Origin of the sequence: Acinetobacter indicus CIP 110367, from assembly GCF_000488255.1 — a bacterium.
Taxonomy (GTDB): Bacteria; Pseudomonadota; Gammaproteobacteria; order Pseudomonadales; family Moraxellaceae; genus Acinetobacter; species Acinetobacter indicus.
Genome location: NZ_KI530754.1, coordinates 389557 through 402950 on the forward strand (window position 1 = coordinate 389557; position 13394 = coordinate 402950).

Annotated in this window: 7 protein-coding genes, 2 tRNA genes and 1 pseudogene; 4 read left to right on the forward strand and 6 right to left on the reverse strand. The window is 49.5% G+C overall.

All coding sequences use genetic code 11. From position 1 onward, the window contains the following. Window positions 1-55 precede the first annotated feature (55 nt). The 3 genes and pseudogenes from P253_RS06615 to P253_RS06625 all read left to right on the forward strand — a co-directional run bounded on the left by P253_RS06615 (window position 56) and on the right by P253_RS06625 (window position 1289). A pseudogene (locus P253_RS06615) lies at window positions 56-960 on the forward strand (alpha/beta hydrolase). 133 nt (window positions 961-1093) lie between these two features. After that, window positions 1094-1169 (forward strand) — tRNA-Glu (locus tag P253_RS06620). Window positions 1170-1213: 44 nt separating this feature from the next. Beyond that, window positions 1214-1289 (forward strand) — tRNA-Glu (locus tag P253_RS06625). Window positions 1290-1545: 256 nt separating this feature from the next. Here the strand turns inward: P253_RS06625 and P253_RS06630 are convergent. From P253_RS06630 to P253_RS06655, 6 genes are all read right to left on the reverse strand, one after another. Next, on the reverse strand, window positions 1546-2790 hold the full coding sequence (locus P253_RS06630; RefSeq protein ID WP_016659226.1) for an NADH:flavin oxidoreductase/NADH oxidase family protein: 1245 nt from the start codon (window positions 2788-2790) through the stop codon (window positions 1546-1548). Window positions 2791-2890: 100 nt separating this feature from the next. Next, window positions 2891-4477, reverse strand: a complete 1587-nt coding sequence (locus P253_RS06635; RefSeq protein WP_016659227.1) for an ABC transporter ATP-binding protein — start codon at window positions 4475-4477, stop codon at window positions 2891-2893. Beyond that, window positions 4452-5465 carry an ABC transporter permease gene (locus P253_RS06640; RefSeq protein ID WP_016659228.1) on the reverse strand — a complete coding sequence of 338 codons (1014 nt, stop codon included), beginning with the start codon at window positions 5463-5465 and terminating at the stop codon, window positions 4452-4454. The genes P253_RS06635 and P253_RS06640 overlap by 26 nt, the downstream gene beginning before the upstream one ends. Beyond that, entirely contained in the window at window positions 5465-6535 is a 1071-nt protein-coding gene (locus P253_RS06645; RefSeq protein WP_005179212.1) for a microcin C ABC transporter permease YejB, read from the reverse strand. Before P253_RS06645 ends, P253_RS06640 begins: the two co-directional genes overlap by 1 nt. A 29-nt stretch (window positions 6536-6564) precedes the next feature. Next, entirely contained in the window at window positions 6565-8403 is a 1839-nt protein-coding gene (locus tag P253_RS06650) for an extracellular solute-binding protein (protein ID WP_016659229.1), read from the reverse strand. A gap of 27 nt (window positions 8404-8430) precedes the next feature. Further along, on the reverse strand, window positions 8431-11640 hold the full coding sequence (locus P253_RS06655) for a lytic transglycosylase (RefSeq protein WP_016659230.1): 3210 nt from the start codon (window positions 11638-11640) through the stop codon (window positions 8431-8433). Between the two features lie 206 nt (window positions 11641-11846). Here P253_RS06655 and dnaQ point away from each other — a divergent pair, with 206 nt between their 5' ends. Then, window positions 11847-13334 (forward strand): DNA polymerase III subunit epsilon, encoded by a 1488-nt coding sequence (gene dnaQ, locus P253_RS06660; protein WP_016659231.1) that lies wholly within the window; start codon window positions 11847-11849, stop codon window positions 13332-13334. Window positions 13335-13394 lie beyond the last annotated feature (60 nt).

Consider the following 13394-nt stretch of genomic DNA (forward strand, 5'->3'; position numbering starts at 1 on the left):
TTTTTTTATTTATACTGTTAAATAAAGCCATTCTCATTCACATGCTGGCCCGACAATGAATATTATTTGCATTCATGGGATGAATCAGCAACACCAGACTGCCGATTCACTGCGTCGACTGTGGTTATCAATACTGGAGCAGGGTTTAAAACGCAGCCAGCAGTCCCATTTTTTGCCGATTTAAAACAGGCCATCTGTATGCCGTTTTATGGCGATTTGCTCTCCAAACATCATCTGCAAAACACTTTAAATGCCAGCACCCTGATGCCGCAGCACTGGCCGCATTTTCCACTGCTGCATCCAGTCAAAATTCAAAAACCGACCACAGTGGTGGAAGAACATCGCCCCGGCGATTGCAATATTCCGCATCTGCAAGTCTATGATGCACTTAACTTTAACCAGAAACTGAAATGGCTTAGTGCTTTAAGCCGGGATATTGCACTGCGTGATTTTGCCCGGCTCATCAATTATTTTCCCAAACTGTATGCCAGCTTGTTGCATAAATTTCTGGTCGAAGCCTATTTATACCTGGCTGATCCGCATTTTATTCAAGAGGTACACAGCCGGATTTATGCCCAGCTCTGTCAGGATGACACCCATATTATTCTGGCGCATTCCTTAGGCACGGTAATTGCCTATAATCTGTTAATTCAGCATCCGGAACTGAATATTGCACGCTTTATTACCCTCGGTTCGCCGCTGGCCTTTCGGGTGATTCAGGAGCATTTACAACAGCCGATTCAGCGCCCCACTGCCCTGCATGGCGACTGGATTAATTTTTATTCTCCGGATGATTTTCTGACCGCCTTTCCACTGTCGGAACCACCGTTTCATTTTAAACCGGCCATTCTGAACCAGCAGGTACAAACTCCGGTAGATCGTCCTCATGAAGTCTATGGCTATTTACAGCATCCCCAAGTCTTAGAGGCCTTGGTCGAGTTACTGCCAGAAAGTGCTTAAATTGAGGGAATTTTCACCTGATTTATGCAAATTGTTCTAAATTTATTCGCTTAAAAGCCTTGCAGCCAGAAAATTGTAGAAAAGCGTTTGACACCCTCCTTTTTTCACCCTAATATACGCCCACCTCTGAAACGTCCCTATCGTCTAGAGGCCTAGGACATCGCCCTTTCACGGCGGTAACCGGGGTTCGAATCCCCGTAGGGACGCCACTTCCTCCAATCAATAGAAGCGGTTTAAAATATTCTTCTGCACTGTCCCTATCGTCTAGAGGCCTAGGACATCGCCCTTTCACGGCGGTAACCGGGGTTCGAATCCCCGTAGGGACGCCATATTCGGGTCACACACGTGATTCATAAAAAAGCCCAAGCATTGCGACTTGGGCTTTTTTATTGCTGCAACTTTTTATTTGTACAGAACGGGAGCTAGGAAAAATACTATCACCCGTTTAAAACAGTCATACCACCTGCACCCAGATCCTCATCCACTTCATACAATCTCCTGTGAATATGGATGGAAATGCTCAAAAAGGCTGAATAAAGCGTAGATGGGGAATTGGAATGAATCACCCTCATTCCCCATTTCTGTTTAGGCCGATTTACGCGAGTTAATCTGCCCTTTAATTACCGCGGTCAAATTGCCTTTTAAATATTTAAAAAATACTTTTAAAGGCGAGAGTTTTGGATTCGGCTGTTTGCCTTGGGCAATGTCCTTGAACTGCGCGGCATACCAGATAATTTCCATAATTGCCATTTTATCGACCAGTGGAATGCCGGTCTTAATTTTATCGACACCATAACGCACGTCTTGCCCTGCCAGCAAACGATGTGCCAGATCTGGCTCTACCGCAAATGGGCGAGCAATCCCGATAAAATCACAGGCGCCGCTGGCCAGTGCCGTATTCATGCCTTGTACGGTCCGGAAACCGCCGGTCACCATTAAATGACAACGAACTTCCTGGCGGATCCGCTCCGCAAACTCCAAGAAGTAGGCTTCACGCGCTAAAGTCGAGGCTTTGCGTTTTTCCGCTTTTACTCCGGCCATGGCCGGTGCTTCATAAGTCCCCCCCGATACTTCAATCAGGTCAATTCCGGCAGCATCAATCGCTTTAAAGACCTGAATCACATCTTCCTCACTAATACCACCGCGCTGGAAATCCGCCGAGTTCAGCTTGACTGAGATGATAAAATCTTCAGAGGTCGCAGCGCGCACCGCCTGATAAATTTCCAGCAAAAAGCGCATCCGGTTGTCAATCGAGCCACCCCAACGATCTTGGCGTTTATTGGTTAGCGGTGATAAAAACTGGCTGATTAAGTAGCCATGTGCGCCATGCAGCTGCACCCCTTCAAAACCGGCCTGTTCGCAGATCTGCGCAGCGCGGGCAAAGCGCTGGATAATATCCAGAATCTCATCTTCACGCAGTTCGCGCGGTGTGCCAAAGGTGGCGGCCAAGGCCGGGCTAAACGGTACCGCGGAAGGCGCGACGGTTTCTTTGTTCAGGCCTTTCGGACATTGCCGCCCCGGATGCGATAACTGCACCAGTTGCACCATGCCATACTGCTTGCCAATCTGCGCCCACTGTTGCAACTTGGCCAGATCACGTTCTGATTCAATGGCCACCACGCCCGGTTCATTTTTGGCACGAATATCCACCATGACATTGCCGGTAATGGCACAGCCCAGCCCACCCTTGGCCCAGGCCTCATATAAGCCCAAATGTAACTGGTTCGGCTGACCAGCCGTATTGGCCAGCGCCTCACTCATAGCGCCTTTAATGATGCGGTTTTTAAATGTGGTCTTTCTAATTTGAAGCTGATCTGCAATCTGGCTCATTGGTCAATCCTGACATTGTGGTCTAGAGCAAATACTCTATTGAATTACCCCAATGGTCAAGCAAATTTTGACAACTCGTAATGTCAAAAATAGTCACAGATCAATATTGACTGGCCTGAATCAGCTGCCGGGTATAGTCAGTTTGTGGCTGTGCAAACAGATCTTCAGTACGCTGGAATTCCATCACCTTGGCATGTTTCAGCACCAATACCTTCTGACACAAGGCCTTGACCACCTGCAAATCATGGCTGATAAACAGATAGCTCATCTGCTCCTGCTGCTGCAAACGCCGCAACAGTTTAACGATGGCGCGTTGTGTGGTGCGGTCCAGCGCCGAGGTCGGCTCATCCAGAATCAGCAGTCTCGGTTTCAGCACCAGCGCACGTGCCAGTGCAATCCGTTGCCGTTGTCCACCAGATAGTTCATGCGGATAACGGGTTTTAAAACTGACCGGTAATTCAACTTTTTCCAGTGCCAGATCAATACGCTGCTGAATTTCGGATGCTGACAGCTTTTGTAAGGCCAGCCCTTCGCCAATGGTCTGCTCGACATTTAAACGCGGATTCAGACTGCTAAACGGGTCCTGAAATACAATCTGAAATTCACTGCGTAATGGCCGCAGCTGCTTTTCCGAAAGCTGGTTCAGGTCCTGGCCCAGCAAATCTATTTTGCCCTCACTGGCAGTTAAACGCGAAATCGCCAAGGCCAGCGAGCTTTTACCGGAACCACTTTCCCCGACAATACCGATGGATTCGCCTTGAGCCAGATTTAAATCCAGCGGCTCCACCGCGACAAAATAATCTTTGACTCGATTGAGTAAACCCTGCTTGATGGGAAACTTCACACCCAGTTGTTGCAGTTGCAATAAAGGCTGAGTCGCCTCTACCTGCAAAGCCTGACCAAAATCATGATACAGCAGCTCCCGAGTATAGGCCTGCTGCGGCGCATGAAAGACCTGTTCAACCGACCCCTGCTCCTCGACTTGGCCTTTATTCATAACAATGACTTGGTCGGCATAATGCCGCACCAGATTCAAATCATGGCTGATTAAAATCATGGCCATCTGCCGGCTACGCTGTAAACTTTGCAGCAGATCCAGAATTTGTGCCTGTAAAGTTACATCCAGCGCAGTGGTTGGTTCATCCGCAATCAGAATGTCCGGATCAAGCGCCAAGGCCATGGCAATCATCACCCGCTGGCGCTGCCCGCCAGACAGTTCATGCGGATAACGCTTCAGTTTATCTTCCGGCTGGGGAATGCCAACATCTTGCAGCAATTGCAGCACACGTTGCCGGGTTTCCGCCTTGGAATGACCCTGTAACAGCAGGCTTTCACCAATAATTTTTTCTACCCGATGCAGCGGATTTAATGCGGTCATCGGTTCCTGAAAAATCATGGCAATGCGCTGGCCGCGAATCTGGCGTAGTTGTACCGGATTCAGCTGTAGCAGATCCTGCCCCTGAAACAGTGCCTGCCCCTGAATCTGTAGCTGACTCGGCAACAAGCCCAGCAAGGCCAGACTACTCACCGATTTACCCGAACCACTTTCACCGACCAGCGCCAGTGTTTCGCCAGCGTGCAATTCAAAATTTAAATTGTGCACCAATAGCTGCTGTTGATGCTGAATCTGGAGCTGCTGTACCGTCAGCACCGGCGTGCGCTTACTGGCGTCTTGGATCGAATGCATCACGGGTCGCCTCTCCAATATAAATCAGTAAAGATAAAACAATTGCCAGGGTAAAAAAGCCCGACAATGCCAGCCACGGCGCATTTAAATTATTCTTGCCCTGTAGCAGCAGTTCGCCTAAAGATGCAGCATCGGGCGGCAAACCATAACCGAGGAAATCCAGTGCAGTCAGCGCGGTAATATTCGCAGTCAGCATAAAGGGTAGTTGTGACAGACTTGAACTCATGGCATTGGGCAAGATGTGCCGGAACATGATGGTACGGTCGCTCACACCCAGGCTGCGGGCAGCACGGACATAATCAAAATTACGTGCCCTTAAAAATTCGGCCCGGACCAGTCCAACCAAGGTTGGCCAGCCAAACAGCAGCATAATCAGAAACAGCCAGTACACACTCGGACTAAACATACTGACCAGAATCATTACCATGAACAGCATTGGTAAACCGCCCCAGACTTCCAGAATCCGCTGTCCCAGCAAATCGACCCAGCCGCCATAATAGCCCTGTATCGCCCCGACGATAATGCCAAGCGCAGCAGAGGCCAGCGTTAAGGCAAATCCGAATAGCATTGATACCCGCAGGCCATAGAGAATCCGCGCCAGTACATCCCGGCCCTGATCATCGGTCCCGAGCCAGTTATCGCTGGTCGGTGGTGACGGCACTGGCACAGCCAGCTCTAAATTCGGCGACTGATAAGAATATTCAATTAGTGGCCAGATGGCCCAGCCCTGGTCCTGAATCAGTTGCTGCACGGCCGGGTCCTTATATTCCGCTTCGGTTTCAAAGACCCCGCCAAAAGTGGTTTCAGGATAAGCCTTGAACACCGGCATATATAAGCTGTTTTCATATTTGACCAGCAGTGGCTTGTCATTGGCGATCAGCTCGGCTGCTAAGGACAAGATAAAAATCAGGGCAAAAACAATAAAACAGCCAAATCCCAACCGGTTCTGTTTAAAACGCTGGAGTCGCGCCTGCATTAAGGGAGACATTATTTGGCCCCCCGTGATTCAAAATTAATCCGTGGATCAATGACCTGATACAGCACATCACTGATCAGTCTGAGGACTAATCCTAACAAGGTAAAAATAAACAGCGTGCCAAAAATAACCGGATAATCACGCTGTACAATCGCTTCAAAGCCCAGTAGTCCCAGACCATCGAGGTTAAAAATAATTTCAATAAACAGGTTGCCGACAAAGAAAATCCCAATTAATGCTTCCGGAAGACCAGCAATCACAATTAGCATCGCATTACGAAAAACATGGCCATACAGCACCCGCGATTCGGTCAGGCCTTTGGAGCGTGCCGCCAGCACATACTGTTTATTCAGTTCTTCCATAAACGAGTATTTGGTTAAGTAGGTCAACCCGGCAAATCCACCAATCACCATCGCCAGCAGCGGCAAGGTCATATGCCAGAAATAGTCTTTGATTTTACCGAGCAGACTCAACTGATCGAAGTTTTCCGAAACCAATCCCTGTAGCGGGAACCACTGAAAATAGGAACCACCGGCAAAAAATACAATCAATAAAATCGCAAAAGCAAAGGCCGGAATGGCATAGCCAATGGCCAACAAAATAGACGTGGCTTTATCAAAGATCAGACCATGTTGACGGGCTTTTTTTATCCCCAGTGGAATAGACACCAGATAAATCAGCAAGGTGCTCCACAATCCCAAAGACAGCGATACCGGCAGTTTTTCCCACAGCAGCTGGGTCACCGGCTTGTCTTTAAAAAAGCTGGTGCCAAAATCAAATTGCAGATAGCTGCTCAGCATTAGCCAGAAACGCTCATGAATCGGTTTATCAAACCCATATTGCGCTTCAATTTTAGCCACCATTTCATCACTCAGACCTTTGGCGCCCTGATAGGGCGTTGAACCGGCCGCTGCGGTTTCAGCACTGCCACTCCCGCCCATGCCCTGAAAGGCTTCTGCCTGCTGAATTGCCTGCTCGACCGGACCGCCCGGGGCAATCTGGATCACAATAAAGTTAATCAGCAAAATCAGAAACAGTGTGGGAATAATCAGCAACACACGTTTCAGGATATAGGTTCCCATGCGCTCAGCATCCTTGTGGCAAAGCCAGCTTATTGTTTACGCAGATACTGGGCTACTTTTTGCGCCCCGGCTGCATCACTCCACCAGTAATCAAGTCCAATGGAAAGTTTTGGTTTTATTTTCGGTTGTTGGTACATATTCCAGTAGGCCAGCCAGTGCTCGCCTTTGCCATAGGTCGGAATCTGGTAATAACCAGCGCGTAATAAGCGGTCCAGCACTTTGGTCCGGACAATCAGCTGCTGGCGGTCAGGCGCGTAAATAATTTTCTGAATGATGTCATCAATGACCGGATTCTTGATGCCGGCATAATTATAATTGCCCGGCTGATCTGCCGCGGCACTGCTCCAGAATTGCGCCTGTTCATTGCCCGGACTTAAGGACTGTGGCAAGACCATGGTGCTTAAGTCAAATTCTGCCCGGCGCATCCGTTCAATATATTGCGGCACATCGACCTGACGGATATTCACCACAATCCCCAGACGTTTTAAATTGCGCACAAAAGGCATTAAGGTACGCTGCAAGCCATCCTGATGAATTAGAAATTCCAGCTGGATGGTGTTGCCTTTCGGATCAAGCAAACGGCCATCCTTGAAGCGATAGCCGGCATTCAGCAGGATCTGCCGGGCTTTGAGCAGACCGCTGCGGTTAAAACCGCTGGCATCACTGACCGGGAATTTCCAGTTGGCCAGCACCCCCTGACGCTGCACCGGATGCAACTGTTTTAAATACGGCTTTAACAGTGCCAGCTCCGCCGCGCTTGGACGACCTTTGGCTTCCAGTTCGCTATTGCTAAAATAACTTTGCAAACGCTGATACTGTCCGTAAAACAGGGCTTTATTCTGCCATTCAAAATCATAGGCATGGCTGAGCGCCTGACGGAAATGAATATCCTGCATCGGTGCACGCCGGGTATTAAACACAAAACTTTGTGTTGGCACCGGGTTTTCATGCCGGAACTTATATTTCACCACCATCCCCGCTTTCACTGCCGGGAACTGATATTCCGTCACCCATTTGCGCGCGGTATATTCTTCATGCAGCGTGTATTGGCCCGACTTAAAGCCTTCAAAGGCCACATCCATATTGCGGTAATAGACAAATTTAAGCCGGTCAAAGTTATAACGGCCCTTATTTACCGGCAGATCTTTGCCCCAATAGTTCGGATTGCGCTTATAAGTAATACTGCGTCCGGCATCAATCCGTTCAATCAGATACGGGCCTGACCCCAGCATCGGCTGCAAGGTAATCCGGTTAAAGTCCTTGCCCTGCCAGTCTTTCTGGGAATAAATCGGTAAGGCCGATAAAATCAGCGGCATTTCACTGTTGTTATCGGATTTAAAGGTCATTTTGACCTGATGTCTGGATAAGACCTCGGTTTTATCCAAATCGGCAATATACATCTGCAAACCCGGATTAGATTTGCTCTGGAAGGTATCAAAACTGAATTTGACATCAACCGCGGTGACCGGTGTGCCATCACTAAAACGTGCTTTTGGATTCAGATGAAAAATGACAAACTTGGTCTGCTTCGGATCATAAGTCACTTTTTCTGCCAGCAGTGGGTACATCACCCCCGGCTCATCTAGCGAGCTGGTCATGAGCGAATCAAACAGATAATTCACCCCATCGGTCGCACTGCCCTTACCGTTCATGCTGTTCAGGTTGTCAAAAGTGCCATTGCTGGACTGACTCAGTATGCCACCTTTCGGTGCTTGCGGATTGGCATAGGGCATGGCCGCAAGCTGGCTGTATTTCGGGCTGCTGTGCAGCGCGATATACGGCGTGGTCTGCAGCGCAGCCCAACTCCAGCTTGAGGTCAAGGCCAGTGCTGTTGCCACAGCACTCAAGCCATATAAAGATCTGTTCATGCGGTCACGACTCCTTGTGCCCGGCAATTACAGGTTCGGAACCTTGATGATCTCTCCAATACGCAGCTGCGTATTCGGTTTAATCTCGTTCATATCAGCCAGTTCACTGGTTTCCAGACCATAACGGCTGGCCAGCCCAATCAGGGTATCACCGCGCTTGACCTTATATTCTGTCATGGTTTTTGGCAATTGCAGGGTTTGTCCCACTCTTAAACCGGCACGCGGACTCAGGCCATTCAAGGCCGCCAGTTCAGCGACCGAAATACCGGTACGGCTGGCAATGGCATTTAAGGACTCACCGGCTTTAACGGTATAGGCTTCGGTTGCTTTACCCGTGCTGGCGCTGCTCACCGCTGCACTTTCCGCGGCACGGTTGCTACTGCTGTCCAGATCACCTTCAATTTTTAAACGCTGGCCAATCCGCAGTGCAGCAGTACGTGGCAGATCATTTAGTGCGGCCAGATAGTTCAGCTGCAAATGATATTTACGCGCAATACTATTTAAGGTCTCACCCGATTTTACAATATGAATATCAGAGTTTGCCGCAGTTGTGCTGACCTTACTTTCTTCCACTAGCGCTGGCTCACCGCTGAGTTTCAGGCGCTGGCCGGTACGTAAACCGGCAGTCCGGCTGATGCCATTTAAACTGGCAATCTGCTCCAGACTCAGGTTATAGCGGTTGGCAATGGCAGTTAAGGTATCTCCCGACTGTACTGTATAACTATCCGGGATGGTCGAACCGGCGGGAATTTTTAAAGTTTGCCCAATTCGCAGGCCGGTATTGGTCGAAATCTGGTTTAAGGCGGCCAGATCAGCCAGACTCATTTTGCTTTGTGCGGCCACACTCGATAAGGTGTCGCCGCGCTGGACAGTATAGTTTTCCGTTTTAATCTCAGCTGTTGATGTACTTGGCACTGCACGACGACTCTCTGCGGCCGTTTCAGTTTTTGCTTCGGCTTTCGAGTCACTTACAGGCACATTAATCCGCTGTCCAACCAGCAAACTGCTGCCCGCAGTCAGACCCGGAGTTAAGGCTGCCAGTTCTGCATTGGACAAGCCATGACGGTCCGCAATCAGTTTCAGATATTCACCGCGCTTCACCGTATAGCTTTGCGTGGCCACTTTGGTTTCAGCCACTTTCTGCTCAGCTGCCTTGGCACGCATCTCTGCTGTTTCTTGCAGATTCAGCTTCTGGCCGACAAACAGGCCACTGCTTGTGTTCAGATTATTGTAATCCCCCAGTTGCTTGACCGATAAACCAAACTGATTGGCCACGCCGGTTAAGGTATCGTTAGCTTTAACCACATAGGATTCCGGCTGCTCTTTGGCTTTGGCTGGCGCGGCAGCTTGTGGTTTGGCATCATATAAATAGATGGTGGTACCGGCATATAAAGTCGAGTTTGGATCAATCTGGTTCCATTTCGCCACATCACGCCAGTTCACCCCATTTTTCATGGCAATCAGCACCAGGGTATCGCCGGCCTGTACCGTATAGGTACTGCGCTTGCCTTTTGGCGGCACCACCACCACTTCAGTGTCGGTCTTGATTACGTTCTTGCCCTGGTTCCGCTGGGCTTCATCTGAATCTGGACGGGTGCTATCCGCGACACTTTTCGGGTAAGCAAAACCTTTGGTCAGCTCTTTGCCTTGCTGCTCGGCCACCGACAGACTGGTCTGAATCGCGGTCAGCTTAATTTTGCCATCATAAGGATCGACAATTTCAGTGCCTTGTGGTGCAATTTCTTTTAACTCGGCCACTACCTGCGCCTGTTCAGCCTGAGAGGCCACCGGCTGCAACACCTCTTCTACCGTTTTGTTCTGGTCTTCAGTTTTCACTGCCGCCAGAATCTGTTCACGTTCTGCTGCTGAAATTGGCGGTTCGACCTTCACCGGCTGAATATTCTGTGCCGGGGTAATGGCCACCGGAATACGTGGAGCACTTGGAATATCTGAATTGGCCGCAAAAGAGGCCAAAGCCGATGAACCGCGTGGCGTACTGATCCGTTTGGTGCTGGTTGTAGTCGTGCTGCTAGCAGTTTTGGCTGTGCTCGCTGGTGTAGTCGTAGCAGTACGCTGAGTCACACTGGCCGTCAAAGCGGGTGTGGTGGTTTTTGTAGCTGGGGCACTGGTCGTGGTCTGCGTCGTCACACTAGGACGAGTGTTGCTGGCCAGCAATCCACCCCCTTGCAGGTTTTTCAGACGTTCATCGACTGTTGGGCTTAAATCGGCTGGAATCAGAATCCGCATCGGGCTGGCACTGTCAATTCGGTCAGTACGATGGCCCGGGTTCAGTGCATATAACTCGGCACGGCTAAGACCAGTAATATTGGCCACATCATTTAAATTCACCGCTCCGACCGTCACTTCACGGAAATGGGGACGGTTGGCAATTGGCGGCAAACGCACCCCGTAGGCACCTGGATTTTTAATAATTTGCGCCACTGCCAGGAAACGCGGCACATAGTTCATGGTTTCCTGTGGCAATTTCAGTGACCAGTAATCGGTCGGTAAACCGGCAGCCTTGTTACGGTTAATCGCCTGCTGAATACGGCCCGGTCCGGCATTATAAGCGGCCAGAGCCAACTCCCAGGAACCAAACTGGTTATACAGGCTACCGAGGAATTCATAGGCAGCACGGGTCGATTCGACCACATCACGGCGGCCATCATACAGCGGGGTCTGTTTCAGACCATAAATACGTCCGGTACTTGGAATAAACTGCCATAAACCGGCTGCAGCAGCGCTACTGGTTGCTGCCGGGTCGTACGAACTTTCAATGACTGGTAATAATGCCAGTTCGGTCGGCATGCCACGGCGCTCGGCTTCTTTAACTGTGTGATACAGATAACGTGAAGCACGCGCACTTAAACGGTCAATATACGGCTGACGTGAAATAAACCAGCCGCGCTGCGCTTCAATACGCGGATTCCAGTGTTCCAGATCCATTTTGAAACCTACGGTCATACGCTTCCAGACATCACCGTGTTTTAAAATCAGTAAACGGTCGCCTTCTACCGCGCGCATGTCGGTGGCCGACAATAAATCTTCCAGTGAATCTAAACTGCTGGCGTCCAGATAACCTGAACCAACCTGACTCGACGTTGACGCTTTGCTGGCACTTTGTGTAGAGGTACAGCCGGTGCTGATGCCGAGCGCGGCCAGCGCTGAACCCAAAACTGTAATTTTAAATAGTGCCGGGACCATAGGCTGCCACATGCGTGTGGTTGGTTTATACATAGGAAATCCAAACAACTCGTCTATAAATTATTTTTTAGATTTGACATTGTAGTGAAGCATCACTACGACACAAGGTTTTACTCTAGCGCGATTCTAATATAAATGTTACAAGAAATTAAAAAATTGACGTCTTCGGCGTTTCTGATCTGCAATTGCGTTATACAATAGCGGCTCGGTTTTTATTTGGCTCTTTTTGGATCTGGCTTATGTCTCAAACAATCACACTATATGTGGATGGTGCTTGTCGTGGAAACCCTGGCTTGGGCGGTTGGGGTGCATATGTCATTACAGAAACCCAGCAGCACAAACTCTATGGCGGGGAACTGGAAACCACCAACAACCGTATGGAGCTGACGGCAGCCATTGAAGGCATTCAGTTCTGCCCGGCAGAGGCCAAACTGATTCTCTGGACCGATTCCAACTATGTCAAACGCGGCATGACCGAATGGATTGCCGGCTGGAAAAAGAAAAACTGGAAAGATGTGAAAAATCCGGACCTATGGCAAAAACTGGATGCCATCTGTCAGGGTCGTGAAATTGAATGGCACTGGATTAAAGGTCACGCTGGCCATGCTGGCAATGAAATGGCCGATCAGCTGGCCAACAAAGGGGCCGATCTGGTATTTGCACAGCAGGTCAAAGTGACGCCGGTACAAATCATTACTGAAGATAAAAGCGCTGAGTCTGAAGTCATCCCGCCGGGCACGGCTAAAAAAAAAGCAGAATCTGACTGGTTGCTCGACGACCCTTTTGGCTTCGATCTAGACGACAGCCAACTAGACGTTGAAGTCGAAGAAGAACTGCTAATGGTGCAGGAGGATCATCTCAGTCTGACCCAGCACAGCATTACCGTGACGCAAACCCTCAGTCAAAATGACAGCCCGAATCAGAACGAAGTCCTGATCCAAGATGAAACCCAGAACCAGAGTGCAACAGCGCCAGCAAACACGTCATCGCATCCCCATATTGTGATTACCCCGGCCACGGTTCAGGCTTATGGTCCACGCCAGCTGATTCTGGATACGGAAACCACCGGTTTTTATTATCAGGATGGTGACCGGATTATTGAAGTCGGCGCGATTGAAATGGTCAACCGCAAACTGACCGGCAGCTCGATTCATATTTATATCAACCCGGAAAAACCGGTCGGTGAATCGGAAGTGGTGCACGGTATTTCGGATGAGTTTTTAAAAGACAAGCCGAAATATGCTGAAATTGCTGCAGTGCTGTATGACTATTTAAAAGGCGCGGAAATTATTGCGCATAACGCCACCTTCGATATGAACTTCCTGGATATGGAGTTTAACCGCTGTGGTCTAGGCGATTTATCGGCGGTGTGTGAAGTCACCGATACCCTGGTAATGGCCAAAAACAAGCATCCGGGACAAAAGAACTCGCTCGATGCCTTAGTGAAGCGTTATGAAATTCCAGCGCGTGACCGTACCTTCCACGGCGCCTTGCTCGATGCTGAAATTTTGGCCGATGTCTATCTAGCCATGACCGGTGGCCAGGTATCCTTTGATATGGATGCCCTGTCGGCCCATCATGAAGAACAAAGCGATGAATCGGGCCGTCGCAGCATTGAAATGGAATTGCCGGTGATTCTGCCTTCTGCCGAAGAGCTGGAGGCACATGAGAATTGGGTCAAACAATTTGAAGAAAAGCATGGACAGCCCTGCTTTTTTGCCAAATAAAAAACCGACGATTGTAATTTTTTGTATTTAATCTGTTCCTAGTTCAGTTATAGTTAAGAT